Below are 14913 nucleotides of genomic sequence, written 5' to 3'. Positions count from 1 at the left end.
ACAGTCTTCGCCACAGCCGGGAGGGCGCCCACAGGCGTGCTTCCTGACCCGACGTCCCGGAGAGTCCGAGTGCCCCAGCCCACCCTCACCCTGGTCGACACCGATCCGGCCGAGTCCGCGGCCGACGCCATCGTCATCGGCCTGCACAGTCAACCCGACGAGGACGGCACACTGCTGCCGGCCGCCGGAGCCGAGAGCATCGCCGCGGCCTTCGACGGCAAGCTGACCTCGACGCTGGCTCTGCTCGGCGCGACCGGCGCGCCCGGTGAGGTGACCAAGCTGGCCACCCTCGGCACGATCGCCGCTCCGCTGCTGGTCGCGGTCGGTCTCGGCGCCGAGCCGGACGGTCCGGCCCCCGATCCGGAGACGCTGCGCCGCGGCGCCGGCGCCGCGGTCCGCGCGCTGGCCGGCAGCGAGACCGTGGCTCTGGCCCTGCCGGTGCCGGACGACTCCGACGCCGCGCCGGTGCTGCGCGCGACGCTGGAGGGCGCCCTGCTCGGCGGGTACCGGTTCGCCGGTTACAAGACGAAACCGCAGAAGGGCCGCGGCGACCCGGTCGCCGCGCTCCGCCTGCACGTGCCGGACGCGGCCGACGAGGCGGCCGCGGCCGAGCTGCGCCGCGCCGAGGTGGTGGCCCGCTCGGTCCGGCTCAGCCGGGACTGGGTGAACACCCCGCCGAACAACCTGCGCCCGGCGGACCTCGCCGACCAGGTGGCGGCGGCCGCGACCGAGGCGGGCCTCGCGGTCGAGGTGCTCGACTTCGAACAGCTCAAGGCCGGTGGGTACGGCGGCATCGTGGCGGTCGGCCAGGGTTCCGAGGCCCCGCCGCGGCTGGTGAAGCTCACCTACACCCCGGACGGTGTGGACGGCCCGAAGCGGGTGGCGCTGGTCGGCAAGGGCATCACCTTCGACACCGGTGGCGTCAGCATCAAGCCGGCCGCCGGCATGTGGGAGATGAAGTCGGACATGGCCGGGGCGGCCGCGGTGGCGGCCACGATGCTCGCGGTGGCCGCGCTCAAGCCGAAGGTCGCCGTCTCGGGTTACCTGGCGATCGCGGAGAACATGCCGTCCGGGTCGGCGTACCGGCCGGGCGACGTGATCACCATGCTCAACGGCAAGCGGGTCGAGGTGTTCAACACCGACGCCGAGGGCCGGATGGTGCTGGGCGACGCGATGGCGCGGGCCTGCGCGGACGGCACCGACTACCTGTTCGAGACGTCGACGCTGACCGGCGGGCAGGTGATCGCGCTGGGCAAGCGGATCGCCGGCCTGATGGGCTCGGACGAGGCGACGAAGCTGGTCGAGACGGCCGGCGCCGCGGTCGGCGAGCCGGCCTGGCGGATGCCGCTGCCGGACGACGTGCGCAAGGGCATGGAGTCGGAGATCGCCGACATCTGCCAGACCAACGCCAACCTGGACCGGGCCGGGCACATGTTGCAGGGCGGCGTGTTCCTGCGCGAGTTCGTGGCCGAGGGGGTCGAGTGGGCGCACATCGACATCGCCGGCCCCGGTTACCACTCCGGCGAGGCGAACGGTTACTGGACCAAGGGCGGCACCGGTGTCCCGGTCCGGACGTTCCTGAAGCTGATCGACGACCTGGCGTGACCGACTGCACCGCAGCGAAGCAAGGGCCGGGAGGGCACGCCCCGGCCGGCCCAGCGTGACCGGCCCGGTCTGACGGTGGGCGCGCCGCCCGGTCAGTCCGGGCGGCGCTTGCGCCGCTCGTTGTAGTCGCGCATCCGCTGTGGATAGCCGAGCAGCTTGATGTCGTAGATCGGCATCGAGAGCTTCTGGGCGAACCGGCGGGCGACCTCGGGCGACTGGATGCGCCGCCGGGTCCATTCGCCGTCGTGTGCGACAAGCAACAGGGTGGTCTCGGTCACCGTCGTCTGTGGCTCGATGAATCCCTCGACTCCCCGCCGGGAGCGGAAGAATTGCGTAAGATGCTCGAGATCGGCCTGATCAACCGGCCGTCCGAGGGCACCGACGGATCGGGGACGACGCCGAAACCAAGCCACCGCTCCTCCTCGCGTTCGATCCCGCAAGGGTACGTCGGACCGACGTGTCGTGGGGCACCTGACTGCATTGACCGGGTCGCGAAGTGACAAGATGTCGGTGACGGGACTGTGACCGTTTCCATTGTGTGACCCACACCGGAGACGATGCGACCACTGGAGTCAACGTGAGCCAGCCCAACGGCGGAACCTTCGACATCGTCATTCTCGGAGCGGGCAGTGGTGGCTATGCGGCCGCCCTGCGCGCGGCCCAGTTCGACCTGTCGGTGGCGCTGATCGACAAGGCCGAACTCGGCGGCACCTGCCTGCACCGCGGCTGCATTCCGACCAAGGCGCTGCTGCACGCCGCGGAGATCGCCGACCAGACGCGGGAGAGCGAGCAGTTCGGTGTGAAGGCCGACCTCGTCGGCATCGACATGGCGGGTGTCAACGCCTACAAGGACGGTGTCGTCGGCCGCCTCTATAAGGGTCTGACCGGCCTGCTCGGCCACAACAAGAACATCACGATCGTCCAGGGCGCGGGCCGGCTCGTCAGCAAGGACACCGTCGAGGTGGACGGCCAGCGCTACACCGGCCGCAACGTCATCCTCGCCACCGGCTCCTACTCGCGCTCGCTGCCGGGCCTGGAGGTCGACGGCAAGCGGGTGCTGACCAGCGAGCACGCGCTCAAGCTGGACCGGGTGCCGCAGTCGGCGATCGTCCTGGGCGGCGGCGTGATCGGCGTCGAGTTCGCCAGCGTGTGGAAGTCGTTCGGCGCCGACGTGACCATCATCGAGGCCCTGCCCCGCCTGGTCGCCGCGGAGGACGAGGAGATCTCGAAGCAGGTCGAGCGCGCCTTCCGCAAGCGGAAGATCAACTTCAAGGTCGGCAAGCCGTTCGAGAAGGTCGAGCACACCGACAACGGGGTGCGCGTGACCATCTCCGGCGGCGAGACCCTGGAGGCCGAGGTGCTGCTGGTCGCGGTCGGCCGTGGCCCGACGACCGCCGACCTGGGGTACGAGGAGCAGGGCATCACCCTGGACCGCGGCTTCGTGATCACCAACGAGCGCCTGCACACCGGTGTCGGCAACATCTACGCCGTCGGTGACATCGTCCCCGGCCTGCAGCTCGCGCACCGCGGCTTCCAGCAGGGCATCTTCGTGGCCGAGGAGATCGCGGGCAAGAACCCGGCGGTCATCGACGAGGCGGGCATCCCGCGGGTCACCTACTCCGACCCGGAGGTCGCGTCGGTCGGCATCACCGAGGCCAGGGCCAAGGAGCAGTACGGCGCGGACAAGGTCTCGACGTACAACTACAACCTCGGCGGCAACGGCAAGAGCCAGATCCTGAAGACCGCGGGCTTCATCAAGCTGGTCCGGGTGAACGACGGGCCGGTCGTCGGCGTCCACATGGTCGGCGCCCGGGTCGGCGAGCTCGTCGGCGAGGCCCAGCTCATCACCAACTGGGAGGCCTTCCCCGAGGAGGTCGCCCAGCTCGTACACGCCCACCCGACGCAGAACGAGGCGCTGGGCGAGGCCTTCCTCGCGCTCGCGGGCAAGCCCCTGCACGCGCACAGCTGATTTCGATCGCGTTCTGACGTCTAAGGAGTTTGGGAGAACATGCCGGTATCGGTAACCATGCCGCGGCTGGGTGAGAGCGTCACCGAGGGAACCGTGACGCGCTGGCTCAAGCAGGAAGGCGAGCGCGTCGAGGCGGACGAGCCGCTGCTCGAGGTCTCCACCGACAAGGTCGACACGGAGATCCCGTCGCCCGCCGCGGGCATCCTCTCGCGGATCGTGGTCGGCGAGGACGAGACGGCGGAGGTCGGCAGCGAGCTCGCCGTCATCGCCGGGGACGGTGAGGACGCCGGTTCAGCCGCGCCCGCGCCGGCCCAGGAGCAGCAGGCCGAGGCCGAGCCGGAGCCCGCCGCTCCGGTGGCCCCGTCGACCGAGAAGCCTGTCGAGGAGGAGGCCCCCGCGCCGCAGACCGCCGCTCCGGCGGGCGACGCCGAGGGCACCGAGGTGAAGCTGCCGGCGCTCGGCGAGAGCGTCACCGAGGGCACCATCACCCGCTGGCTCAAGCAGGTCGGCGAGACCGTCGAGGCGGACGAGCCGCTGGTCGAGGTCTCCACCGACAAGGTCGACACGGAGCTGCCGTCGCCGGTCGCCGGCACCCTCCTGGAGATCAGGGTCGGCGAGGACGAGACCGCCGAGGTCGGCGCCGTGCTGGCGATCGTCGGCACCCCGGGCAGCGCCCCGGCCGCCGCACCGGAGCCGGAGAAGCCGGCCCCCGCACCGGAGCCGGAGAAGCCGGCGCCCGCGCCGCAGCAGGCCCCGGCGCCGAAGGTCGAGTCCGCCCCGGCTCCGCAGCTCAGCGGGGAGTCCTACGCGACGCCCGCGCCCGCCGCGGAGACCAAGGAGCCGGCCCCGGCTGCTCCGCCCGCCGCTCCGACGGCTGCCGCGGCTTCCGCCGACGCCCAGTCGAACGGGGCCGGCGACGCCGGTTACGTCACGCCGCTGGTCCGCAAGCTGGCCGCCGAGAAGGGCGTGGACCTGTCCACCCTTACCGGCACGGGCGTCGGTGGCCGGATCCGCAAGCAGGACGTCCTCGACGCCGCTGAGAAGGCCGCCGCCGCCAAGGCGCAGCCCGCTCCGGCCCCGGCAGCCTCGGCCGAGAAGGCTGCCCCGGTCGCGGAGAAGGCCAAGCCCGAGCCGAGCCCGCTGCGCGGCCGGACCGAGAAGCTGCCGCGGATCCGTCAGACGATCGCCCGCCGCATGGTGGAGTCGCTGCAGGTCTCGGCTCAGCTGACCACGGTCGTCGAGGTCGACGTCACCAAGATCGCCAACCTGCGGAACAAGGCGAAGGCCGCGTTCCAGGCCAAGCACGGCGTGAAGCTCACCTTCCTGCCGTTCTTCGCCCTGGCCACGGTCGAGGCGCTGCAGCAGCACCCGGTGGTCAACTCGTCGCTGGACATGGAGGCGGGCACCGTCACCTACCACGGCGCCGAGCACCTGGGCATCGCGGTGGACGCGCCGAAGGGCCTGGTCGTCCCGGTCATCAAGGACGCCGGTGACCTCAACCTGGCCGGTCTGTCCAAGCGGATCGCCGACCTGGCGGACCGCACCCGCAACAACAAGATCGGGCCGGACGAGATCGGCGGCGGCACCTTCACGCTGACCAACACCGGCAGCCGGGGCGCGCTGTTCGACACGCCGATCATCAACCAGCCGCAGGTCGGCATCCTCGGTCTCGGCGCGGTCGTCAAGCGCCCGGTGATCGTGAACGACCCGGAGCTGGGCGAGATCATCGCGCCGCGGTCGATGGTCTACCTGGCGCTCTCCTACGACCACCGGATCGTGGACGGCGCCGACGCCGCCCGCTTCCTGGGAACTCTCAAGGAGCGCCTGGAGGCCGGGCACTTCGAGGCCGACCTCGGCCTGTAAGGGCGACAACGACCCGGGGGGTACGCCGCTACGGCGTACCCCCCGGTCTGTTTTGCGACGAGAGATCTACGGGAAAGAATCAGAGCATGCGGATCGTCATGGCCGGTGCGTCCGGTTTCCTCGGCACCGAGCTCGCCGGCCGGCTGCGGCAGAGCGGGCACGACATCGTCCGGCTGGTCCGGCGGCCCACCGCGCGGGCCGACGAGGCCACCTGGGACCCCGCGCAGGGGCGGCTGGACGTGGAGGTGCTGGACGGCGCCGACGCGGTGATCAACCTGGCCGGTGCCAACCTCGGCGACCGGCGGTGGACGGCCGCCTACAAGCGGGTGCTGCGGTCCAGCCGGATCGACACCACCGACACCCTGGCCCAGGCCATCGGCCGGCTCCCGGCCGGTCAGCGGCCCCGCACCCTGCTCCAGGCCTCCGGCGTCGGGTGGTACGGCGACACCGGCGACCAGCCGGTCACCGAGGACGCGCCGGCCGGCAGCACCTTCCTGGCCGACCTGTGCCGGGTCTGGGAGGCCGCGGCACGCCCCGCCGAGGACGCCGGCACCCGGGTGGTGCTGCTGCGGACCGCGCCGACCATCCACGCCGCCAACGCGCCGCTGAAACTGCTGCTGCTGCCGTTCAAGCTGGGCGCGGGCTCCCGGATCGGCGGCGGGCGGCAGTGGATGGCGTGGATCGCCCAGGAGGACTGGATGGCCGCCGCCGAGTTCCTGCTGGAGCGCGAGGACGTGGCCGGCCCGGTGAACGTGGTGTCCCCCCGCCCGGTCACGAACGCGGAGTTCACCCGGGAACTGGCCCATCTGCTGCGCCGGCCGGCCCTGCTGAGGGTGCCGGGGCCGGTGCTGGATCTGGTGATCGGCGAGCTGGCCGGGGAGGCGCAGCGCAGTCAGCGGGTGCTGCCGGGCGTGTTGTCGGCTGCCGGGTTCGCGTGGGCGTACCCGGGAATGGACGCGGCCCTGGCCGCCGCCCTGCGCCCGGAACCGGCGATACGGCCCTGAGGGGGTCCTGGATCAACAGGCTTTCTTGCTAACCTGCGGCTGATGTCCCTCGCCGCCTCCGCCCCCGCCGCGTCCGCCGATCCGTCCACCGAGCCGCCGGCGCCGTCAGGTGCTCGCCGATGGCGTGCCCATCTGGCTGTCGGCCTGCTCGCTCTGAGCCTCGCCGTCTATGTGACCAACGGTCTGTGGCGTGACCCGTTCGGGCACGGTCTCTCCGACAACCTGGGTGACCAGGCGTTCTTCGAGTGGCTGCTGGGCTACGGCGTCTACACGCTGGGGCACGGGTCGGACCCGTTCTTCACCGACCTGCTGAACGTGCCGTGGGGGGTGAACCTGGCGGCGAACACCTCGATCTCGGTCTACACGATCCTGTTCGCGCCGCTGACCTTCCTGGCCGGGCCGCAGATCAGCTACGTGACCATCCTCACGCTCAACCTGGCCGGCTCCGCGTTCGTGTGGTACCTGTTCCTGCGCCGCTGGCTCACCCCGAGCACGGTCGCGGCCGCCCTGGGCGGCATGTTCTGCGGTTTCGCGCCCGGTTTCATCTCGCACGCCAACGGCCACCTGAACTGGACGGCGGGCTGGGTGGCTCCGCTCGTGCTGTGGCAGGTGCTGCGGCTGCGCCAGCCGGGCCGCTGGCTGCGCAACGGTCTCGTGCTCGGGCTGATGCTGGCGGCGTTCTTCACGATCGCCGCGGAGGGGCTGTTCTACACGGCGCTGGCGAGCGCGCTGTTCGTGGTCGTCTGGTCGCTGGCCGGGCCGGTGCGGGGCGAGGCCAAGGCGGCCGCCGGCACCGTGCTGAAGGCGTGCGCGGTGACCGGGGTGGTGGCCGGCGGCCTGCTGGCGTACCCGCTCTACATGCACTTCGCCGGGCCGCAGACGTTCAGTGGCACCGGCTACAACCAGCGGTACTTCGCCGAGGACGCGGCGGCGTACCTGTCGTTCGCCAGCCGCTCGCTGGCGGCGGTCTTCGGGCTCGGCTCCGACCTCGGCCCCAACCGCACCGAGGAGACCAGCTACTTCGGCGTGCCGCTGGTGGTCCTGACCCTGGTCTCGGCCGTGCTGGTGTGGCGGCGGGCGGCGCCCGGGCGCAAGGCGACGCTGCGCGCCATCCTGGTGACCGGCGGGGTCTTCATGGTGCTGTCGTGGGGCCCGCGGTTCAACTGGATGGGCGAGGAGTGGCCGGAGTTCCCGCTGCCCTTCGCGCTGCTGGCCAAGCTGCCGCTGTTCGACGCGGCGCTGCCGCTGCGGCTGGCGCTGGTCACCGCCTGCGTGGTGGGCATCGTGCTGGCCCTGGTCACCCAGGAGATCATGGACGGGCGGTTCACCTCGCCGAACGTGCACTCCGGGATCAGCGCGGCGATCGTCGTCGCCCTGCTGCCGGTCTTCCCGCTGCCGGTGCGGCACCAGGAGCGGGCGCCCGAGCCGGACTTCATCGCCGACGGCACCTGGCAGCGGTACGTGTCGGAGAACGGCGTGCTCACCGCCCTGCCGTTCGCGCTGAACGTGCACGCCGACGGGCAGCGCTGGCAGGCGTACACGATGGCCCGTGGCGGCCCGCAGTTCCGGATGCCGGGCGGCTACTTCCTGGGCCCGATGACCACCGGCGAGGAGGGCCGTGAGCAGGCCGGCCGGATCGGCGCGCCCACGCTCGCCACCGACTGGCTGTTCACCCGCGCCGCCATCTACGGGTACGTGACCGAGCTCAGCAACGCCGACCGCGCCCAGGCTCGCGCCGATTTCGCCTATTGGGGTGTGGAGGCGGTCTTCCTGCCTGAGAAGATCACCGGCTCCGACCACATGGTGCTGTTCCGGCATGCCGTCGAGACCACCGCGACCGATCTGCTCGGGCCGCCGGAGGAGGTGGACGATGTGCTGTTGTGGCGTATCCGTCCCGGAGTGGACCCGATCGACCGATGAGTTCGGGACTGGATAACCTCCGCGACGTGACGATCGCCGCGCCTGCCCCGATCACTTCGCCAGCCGAAGCCGCATCTCCGGAGAAACCGGGCGAACCGCCGTCCCGGTGGCGTGCTCATCTGACCATGGCCGTGGTGGCGCTGGCCGCCGCGGTCTACGTCTGCCAGGGACTCTGGCTGGCGCCGTACCGGAACGTGGTCGCCGACAACGTCAGCGACCAGGGGCAGTTCGAGTGGATGCTGGCCTACGGCGTCTACCTCTTGCAGCACGGCACCGACCCGTTCTTCACCGACCTGCTGAACGCGCCGCGCGGCGTCAACCTGGCGATGAACACGTCGAGCACGTTCTACGCCGTGCTGTTCGCGCCGCTGACCCACTTCGCCGGCCCGTCGATCTCGTTCGCCACCATCCTGACGCTGAACCTGGCCGGCTCCGCCTTCGTCTGGTACCTCTTCCTGCGCCGCTGGCTGGTCCGCAGCGGGCTCGCCGCGGCGGTCGGCGGCATGCTCTTCGGGTTCTGCCCGGGCCTGATCTCGCACGCCAACGGTCACCTCAACTGGACCTCCGGCTGGATGGTCGGCATCGTCGCCTGGTGGGTGCTCAAACTGCCGGAACGCGACCACTGGCTGCGCAACGGCATCGTCCTCGGCCTGCTCTGCGGGATGGGTTTCTCGGTGGCCGCCGAGGCCCTCTTCTTCTGCGCCCTGGCCAGCGGCCTCTTCCTCGGCATCTGGCTGCTGTCCCGGCCCGGCCGGCAGATGGCGCGGTCCGCCCTGCCGCCGGTGCTCAAGGCGCTGGGCGTGTGCGCGGTGCTCGCCGGGGCGCTGCTGGCCTACCCGCTCTACATGCACTTCGCCGGGCCGCTCAAGTTCTCCGGCACCGGCTTCCTGATGGACCACTACTCCGAGGACCTGGTCGCCTACGCCGCCTTCCCGCTGCAGTCGCTGGCCGGGCTGTTCGGCTGGGGCGCCGACCTGGCGCCGAACGCGACCGAGGCGACCTCGTTCCTGGGCGCCCCGCTGCTGCTGCTCTTCGGCGCCGCGCTGGTGCTGCTGTGGCGGCGGGCGTCGCCGGAGCGCCGGGTCACGCTGCGCGCCCTGACCGTCGTCGGCGGGGTGTTCTTCGTGCTCTCGCTCGGCCCGCGGCTGCGGTTCATGGGTACCGAGCAGGAGCACATCCCGCTGCCGTACGCGCTGCTCGCCGAAATCCCGCTGTTCGACTCGGCGCTCCCGGTCCGGTACACCCTCGTGGTCGTGGTGATCATCGCGCTGGTCCTGGCGCTGTTCGTCGACGAGTTCCTGAACCGGACGGCGCTCACCCGGGTGGCGCTGGGCGCCGCCGTGGTGGCCGCGCTCGCCCCGATCGCCCCGCTGCCGCTGCGCACCCTGGAACGCGCGCCCGAGCCGGAGTTCATCTCCAGTGGCCGGTGGCGCGACTTCGTCTCCGACGGCGGTGTGATGACCACGCTGCCGCTGGCCATGGACGTGGCGGTGGACTCCATGCGCTGGCAGGCGACCACGATGGCCGACGGTGGCGCCGCGCAGTTCCGCATTCCGGCGGGGTACTTCCTCGGCCCGCAGGACTACGAGGAGACCGGCCGGGAACTGGTCGGGCGGCTCGGCCCGCCGGATCGGCCCACCACCCGGTTGTTCTACCGGGCCGGGCGGTTCGGCCAGGTCAGCCGGGTCACCGACGTGGACCGCGCCCAGGCCCGGGCCGACTTCGAGTACTGGCGGCTGGAGGCGATCTTCCTGCCCGACGAGATGACCGGCCCGCGTGGCCCGCTCAACCGGGCGGCTCTGGTGCTGTTCTGCACCGACCTGCTCGGCGAGCCCGAGCACGTGCAGGACGTTCTGGTGTGGCGCATCCGTCCCGGTGTGGATCCGGTCGACAAGCCGGCCCGGGGCTAGGCTTGCGGCCGTGACCTCTTCCGTACTCACCGTCCTGCGCCCCGGCCTGGTCGATTACCTGGAGGCCTGGGAGGAGCAGAAGCGTCTGCACGAGGCGGTGGTCGCCGGCGTCCAGCCGGACACCGTGCTGCTGCTGGAGCACCCCAGCGTCTTCACCGCGGGCAAGCGGACCGAGCCCGCCGACCGCCCGTTCGACGGCACCCCCGTCGTCGACGTCGACCGCGGCGGCAAGATCACTTGGCACGGCCCGGGCCAGCTCGTCGGCTACCCGATCGTGCGCCTGCCCGACCCGGTCGACGTGGTCGCCTATGTGCGCCGCACCGAGCAGATGCTGATCGACGTGTGCGCCGAGTTCGGTGTGACCGTCGAGCGCGTCGAGGGCCGCAGCGGCGCCTGGATCAAGGCCACCGAGGGCGGGCTGGACCGCAAGATCGCACAGATCGGCATCCGCGTGTCCCGCGGCGTCACGCTGCACGGATTCGCCCTGAACTGCGACTGCGACCTGTCCAACTTCAACCGGTTCATCCCGTGCGGGATCCGTGACGCCGCCGTGACATCGCTCAGCGCCGAGGTCGGCCGCCCGGTCCCCGTCAGCGAGGTCATGCCGGTGATCGAGCGCCACCTGGCCACGCTGCTCTGATGGCCCTCTACCGCGACCCGCGCGACAAGCGCGTCTTCGTCCCCAAACCGGGCGGCGGGGTGGTGCTCAACTTCGGTCACCCGATCGCCTGGGCCATCCTCGTCTGCACGACGATCATCCCCTTCGTGATCGTCGCGGTGGTCACTGTCGCCGTCCTTCTCTAGGTTCCTCCTTCTCTGGTACGGGCCACGCGACGTCCCGTGCCTGTCCACGCCGGGCAGGCACGACTCACGGCCGACAGCGCGGCCGCCGGGCTTCGATCCCGGCGGCCGGTCACCGCCCAGGCGCCCCTGCCGCCGTGCCGGTGGCGGGGTGACCGCGCCGCGCAGGCATGAGTGGCACCGGGGGGACGGCCGGAAGGGAACGCCTGCCGCAGCCGCCGCGGGCCACGGGACGTTGCGTGGCCCGTACCACCGAAAAGCTCTCCAGCGAAGCCCCGCGGACCGGAAGTGGTCAGCTCAGGCGCCAGACGGTCACGCTGTCGCCGCCGGCCGGGCAGGCCAGGTGCGTGCCGGTGCTCGTGCACCTCAGCCAGCCTCCGGCCGCACGCTGCCAGCCCCGGATACGGCCGGTGACCGTGTCGATGACGTAGTGCTCCTCGCCGCTCCTGCGCAGGAGAAGACCGCCGGCCAGCCAGCCGGACATCTCCGGCCCCGTCACCGCGCCGGTCTCCGGATCCAGCGGCGCCACCTGCCCGGACCGCGACGCCGCCAGGCCGTTGTGCCACGCGACCCACGCCGGACCGGACCACACGACATTCCCGTTCTGCTGATCCAGAGCGGTCAGGCCCGCCGAACCGGTCACGCAGAGCCGGGTGCCGCACCGGTTCACCTCGGTCGCGTCGCCCATCCGCGTCGTCCAGAGCCGGTCCAGCATCGGCAGCCGCAGCGCCGTCACGTTGCCCCGGCCGAAGACGAACGCCAGGTCACCGGCGACCGACAGCACCGGCCGGCCGTCGAAGCCGTCGCCGACCGGGATGCCGCCGACCTCCAGCACCTTCGCTCCGGTGTCCCGGGCGTGCACCACCGCGGTGCCGTCCTGGCTGATCACCTGCACGTGACGCCCGGTGGCCGTGGCCGCGATCGGCACGCTGCGGGCCGCGTGCCACCACACCGGCCGGGCGGTCCGCGGATCGAGGACGCCCAGCCGCCCGCCGCCGGTTCCGCCGTCCTTCCACAGCACGATCAGATCGCCCGCCAGGATCGCGCCGGGGTACTCGTGGTCGTTCCAGAGTTCCGTCCCGGTGGCGGGGTCCAGCAGGGACGTCCACACACCGCCGAGGGACAGCGCCAGGTTCGGCCCCACCTCGTGCAGCTGCGGGCCGAAGCCCCGCCCGTCCACCTGCCGGGTCCACCGCACCCGGTCGCCGGACAGGGCCGCGCCACCACGGTCAGCATCGAGTCCTGCGCCCGCGAGTGGACGCTGTAGAGGACGTCGCCGGTGAGCAGCCACGACACCGTCCGTGCCCCGGTCTGTGCCGTGACCGGCATCGGCGCGGACTCCGCACCGGGTGGCTGGGAGGCGCCCAGCAGGAACGCCAGCGCCCCGGCCAGGACCAGCGACAGGACTCGCCGCCGAGGCAGGGGCACCGGCGCCGGACGGGACGGCGGAGGCCGATCCAGGTCGATAACCACGCCGCCATGATCCCGCCGCCGGTCAATCCCCTCGGCGTGAACCGGCCCTACGGCGTGTTCCGGTTGAGGTCGCGCGGGAAGGCCGTGGCCTCCTCCCGGATCTCCGGCGAGATCAGCTCGACGCCGTTCGGCGGCTGCTCGTTGGCGGCGACCACGGCGGTCACCTCGACGACGCTCTCCTCGGTGAGCCGCTCCACCCGGGCACGGGTCGCCAGGTGGGTGACGAGGACCTGGCTGAGGCCGGCGGCGTCCCGGACGATCAGGAAGGCCACCGACTTGAGCAGCCGCCGGCGATGGACCCGGCCGGCGATCGAAGCGCTACCCGGTCCCATCAGCACCGTGACGAGAACGCCAACAGTCGCCGATGCGCCTTTCTCCCGAATTTCGAGTGACCGCCTTCACACCAATGGTCACGTGAGCCTCGTCGCCCCTGCGGCGCGACCGGCCGTGGCGGGCGTATCTTCGGGTTGTGACTATTGCTCCCGAGGGCCGCCGCATGCTGCGCATCGAGGCGCGCAACGCCGAGACTCCCATCGAGCGGAAGCCGCCGTGGATCAAAGTCAAGGCGAAGATGGGCCCTGAGTACACCGAGATGCGCGGCCTCGTGCAGAAAGAGGGTCTGCACACGGTCTGCCAGGAGGCCGGCTGCCCCAACATCTACGAGTGTTGGGAAGACCGCGAGGCCACCTTCCTCATCGGTGGCGATCAGTGCACCCGCCGCTGCGACTTCTGCCAGATCGACACCGGCAAGCCGGCCGAGTTCGACGCCGACGAGCCCCGCCGGGTCGGCGAGTCCGTCGCCACCATGGGCCTGCGCTACGCGACCGTCACCGGCGTCGCCCGCGACGATCTGCCCGACGGCGGCGCCTGGCTCTACGCGGAGACCGTCCGCCAGATCCACAAGCTTCAGCCCGGCTGCGGCGTCGAGCTGCTGATCCCCGACTTCAACGCCGACCCGGTCCAGCTCGCCGAGGTCTTCGGCGCCGCCCCCGAGGTCCTGGCCCACAATGTCGAGACGGTCCCGCGCATCTTCAAGCGCATCCGCCCCGGCTTCCGCTACGAGCGGTCCCTCGACGTGATCACCCAGGCCCGCGCGGCCGGTCTGGTCACCAAGAGCAACCTGATCCTCGGCATGGGCGAGGAGCGTTCCGAGGTCTCCGCCGCCCTGCGTGACCTGCACGCCGCCGGCTGCGAGCTGATCACCATCACGCAGTACCTGCGACCCACCCCGCGGCACCACCCCGTCGAGCGCTGGGTCAAGCCCGAGGAGTTCGTCGAGCTCCGCGACGAGGCCGAGCAGATCGGCTTCGCCGGCGTGATGAGCGGCCCCCTGGTCCGCTCCTCCTACCGCGCCGGCCGCCTCTACCGTCAGGCCCTCGACGCCCGCGGCTGACCGCAGCCCGGCGATCCGCTTCGACACGCCGGCCGAGCCGGGGCGTCGGCACCCGATCGCCCGCCGGCCCCAGACGCAGGAGAGCCCCGTGCCATCCGGCACGGGGCTCTCCTGCGTCTGCTGCTCTACTTCTTCTTCGGCTTCTTCGACTTCTTGCCCTTCTTGCTGCCCTTGCCGTCATCCCTCTCCGAAGCCCACTTCGCTTCGGCCACCTCCGGAAGGAACACCGGCGCAAGGAACTTCATGAAGATCATGGCGAGCGGAGCCAGCCACGCCCACCACGGCACCAGAGAGTTCGGCCCGAGCAGCATGTCGGCCACGCCATAACTCACCTCGACTGCGGTATCCATACATGCCTCCGGACGATACGAAGGACTCCAGCAGGGCAGGCCGCCCTTCCGTTTCAGGAGTCGGCCCCCACCATCGGATCCGCTTCCCGCCGCCTTAGCCTTTCCAGGCGCGGCCCGCACCGCCGCCCGCCCGCGTCCGCTTGCGCCGGATGCCACCACCGCGCCGACGAGCGGGCCCGTCGTTGGACCGGGGCGCCGGGCACGCGGGCGAGCGCCTCGTGCGGCACGGTCGGACCGGTCTTCCGGCCGGCCAGGACCGAGCGGGACGCGCTCACCGTCATGAGGTCGAGCGATGCCCGGCGGATACGGCAGATCTTCCGGGCCGATCGTCGCGGTCATGACGCGAGCGGATGCCGGCCGCCCGTCCGCGCGGTCCGGCGCAGCCTCGGCCGTCGGCCGGTACGGCGTGGCCGTTCGGTCGTGTTCCCCCGCGCGCGCCGCCGGCCGCCGGCCTCCCGGATCAGGTCGCCGCATCCGGTCGAACCGGGTGCCGGGGTCGCTGAACGGGATCATTCGGCGCTCCTGCCGGTGGCGTGTCACCGGCTTTTCGCGCTCACCCGCCCGGTCTGCACGGGGATGCCGCCTGATCTGCCGTCCCGTCCCCTCCTCACCGGCACGTCCCCAG

The 14913-nt window shown here is 71.7% G+C and carries 13 protein-coding genes; 9 read left to right on the top strand and 4 right to left on the bottom strand.

What is annotated here, in order from left to right:
* Positions 1–69: 69 nt before the first annotated feature.
* Positions 70–1605, top strand: a complete 1536-nt coding sequence (locus Aut01nite_RS21390; RefSeq protein WP_043525477.1) for a leucyl aminopeptidase — start codon at positions 70–72, stop codon at positions 1603–1605.
* Between the two features lie 92 nt (positions 1606–1697).
* Here the strand turns inward: Aut01nite_RS21390 and Aut01nite_RS21385 are convergent, their stop codons facing one another.
* Positions 1698–2018 (bottom strand): hypothetical protein, encoded by a 321-nt coding sequence (locus Aut01nite_RS21385; protein WP_043525476.1) that lies wholly within the window; start codon positions 2016–2018, stop codon positions 1698–1700.
* Positions 2019–2182: 164 nt separating this feature from the next.
* Here Aut01nite_RS21385 and lpdA point away from each other — a divergent pair, with 164 nt between their 5' ends.
* The 7 genes from lpdA to Aut01nite_RS21350 all read left to right on the top strand — a co-directional run bounded on the left by lpdA (position 2183) and on the right by Aut01nite_RS21350 (position 11075).
* Positions 2183–3574 carry a dihydrolipoyl dehydrogenase gene (gene lpdA / locus Aut01nite_RS21380; RefSeq protein ID WP_043525475.1) on the top strand — a complete coding sequence of 464 codons (1392 nt, stop codon included), beginning with the start codon at positions 2183–2185 and terminating at the stop codon, positions 3572–3574.
* Between the two features lie 39 nt (positions 3575–3613).
* Positions 3614–5437, top strand: a complete 1824-nt coding sequence (gene sucB / locus Aut01nite_RS21375) for a 2-oxoglutarate dehydrogenase, E2 component, dihydrolipoamide succinyltransferase (RefSeq protein WP_043525473.1) — start codon at positions 3614–3616, stop codon at positions 5435–5437.
* Between the two features lie 86 nt (positions 5438–5523).
* The gene (locus Aut01nite_RS21370) at positions 5524–6441 is read left to right on the top strand and encodes a TIGR01777 family oxidoreductase (protein ID WP_043525472.1); all 918 of its coding nucleotides are present in this window, start codon (positions 5524–5526) and stop codon (positions 6439–6441) included.
* A gap of 42 nt (positions 6442–6483) precedes the next feature.
* Positions 6484–8361: a DUF6311 domain-containing protein gene (locus tag Aut01nite_RS21365; protein WP_043525470.1), complete on the top strand. Its 1878-nt coding sequence runs from the start codon at positions 6484–6486 to the stop codon at positions 8359–8361.
* Between the two features lie 26 nt (positions 8362–8387).
* Complete coding sequence (locus Aut01nite_RS21360; RefSeq protein ID WP_239124609.1) at positions 8388–10271, top strand: DUF6311 domain-containing protein; 1884 nt, start codon at positions 8388–8390, stop codon at positions 10269–10271.
* A gap of 10 nt (positions 10272–10281) precedes the next feature.
* A complete protein-coding gene (lipB, locus tag Aut01nite_RS21355; RefSeq protein WP_043525469.1) occupies positions 10282–10911 on the top strand; it encodes a lipoyl(octanoyl) transferase LipB in 630 nt (209 codons plus the stop codon).
* A complete protein-coding gene (locus Aut01nite_RS21350) occupies positions 10911–11075 on the top strand; it encodes a peptide ABC transporter substrate-binding protein (RefSeq protein ID WP_043525468.1) in 165 nt (54 codons plus the stop codon). The genes lipB and Aut01nite_RS21350 overlap by 1 nt, the downstream gene beginning before the upstream one ends.
* A 289-nt stretch (positions 11076–11364) precedes the next feature.
* On the opposite strand, the gene Aut01nite_RS21345 is transcribed toward Aut01nite_RS21350, so the two are convergent.
* Positions 11365–12270: an outer membrane protein assembly factor BamB family protein gene (locus Aut01nite_RS21345; protein ID WP_043525466.1), complete on the bottom strand. Its 906-nt coding sequence runs from the start codon at positions 12268–12270 to the stop codon at positions 11365–11367.
* 322 nt (positions 12271–12592) lie between these two features.
* A complete protein-coding gene (locus Aut01nite_RS21340; RefSeq protein WP_043525465.1) occupies positions 12593–12877 on the bottom strand; it encodes an OB-fold nucleic acid binding domain-containing protein in 285 nt (94 codons plus the stop codon).
* A gap of 164 nt (positions 12878–13041) precedes the next feature.
* On the opposite strand from Aut01nite_RS21340, the gene lipA reads away from it, so the two are divergent.
* The gene (gene lipA / locus Aut01nite_RS21335; RefSeq protein WP_043525464.1) at positions 13042–13938 is read left to right on the top strand and encodes a lipoyl synthase; all 897 of its coding nucleotides are present in this window, start codon (positions 13042–13044) and stop codon (positions 13936–13938) included.
* A gap of 125 nt (positions 13939–14063) precedes the next feature.
* Here lipA and Aut01nite_RS21330 read toward each other — a convergent pair whose 3' ends face one another.
* Positions 14064–14258, bottom strand: coding sequence for a hypothetical protein (locus Aut01nite_RS21330; protein WP_043525463.1), 195 nt, complete (start codon positions 14256–14258; stop codon positions 14064–14066).
* Positions 14259–14913: the final 655 nt, after the last annotated feature.

This window comes from Actinoplanes utahensis (assembly GCF_016862455.1).
GTDB lineage: Bacteria > Actinomycetota > Actinomycetes > Mycobacteriales > Micromonosporaceae > Actinoplanes > Actinoplanes utahensis.
The sequence above is the reverse complement of the archived record's forward strand: the minus strand, read 5'-3'. Positions and strand labels throughout refer to the sequence as shown.

Excerpts from the sequence above, each read along its gene's own strand:
- lipA (WP_043525464.1), top strand. The coding sequence starts at position 13,042 with ATGCTGCGCATCGAGGCGCGCAACGCCGAGACTCCCATCGAGCGGAAG.
- Aut01nite_RS21350 (WP_043525468.1), top strand. The coding sequence starts at position 10,911 with ATGGCCCTCTACCGCGACCCGCGCGACAAGCGCGTCTTCGTCCCCAAA.
- sucB (WP_043525473.1), top strand. The coding sequence starts at position 3,614 with ATGCCGGTATCGGTAACCATGCCGCGGCTGGGTGAGAGCGTCACCGAG.
- Aut01nite_RS21340 (WP_043525465.1), bottom strand. The coding sequence starts at position 12,877 with ATGGGACCGGGTAGCGCTTCGATCGCCGGCCGGGTCCATCGCCGGCGG.
- Aut01nite_RS21370 (WP_043525472.1), top strand. The coding sequence starts at position 5,524 with ATGCGGATCGTCATGGCCGGTGCGTCCGGTTTCCTCGGCACCGAGCTC.
- Aut01nite_RS21365 (WP_043525470.1), top strand. The coding sequence starts at position 6,484 with ATGTCCCTCGCCGCCTCCGCCCCCGCCGCGTCCGCCGATCCGTCCACC.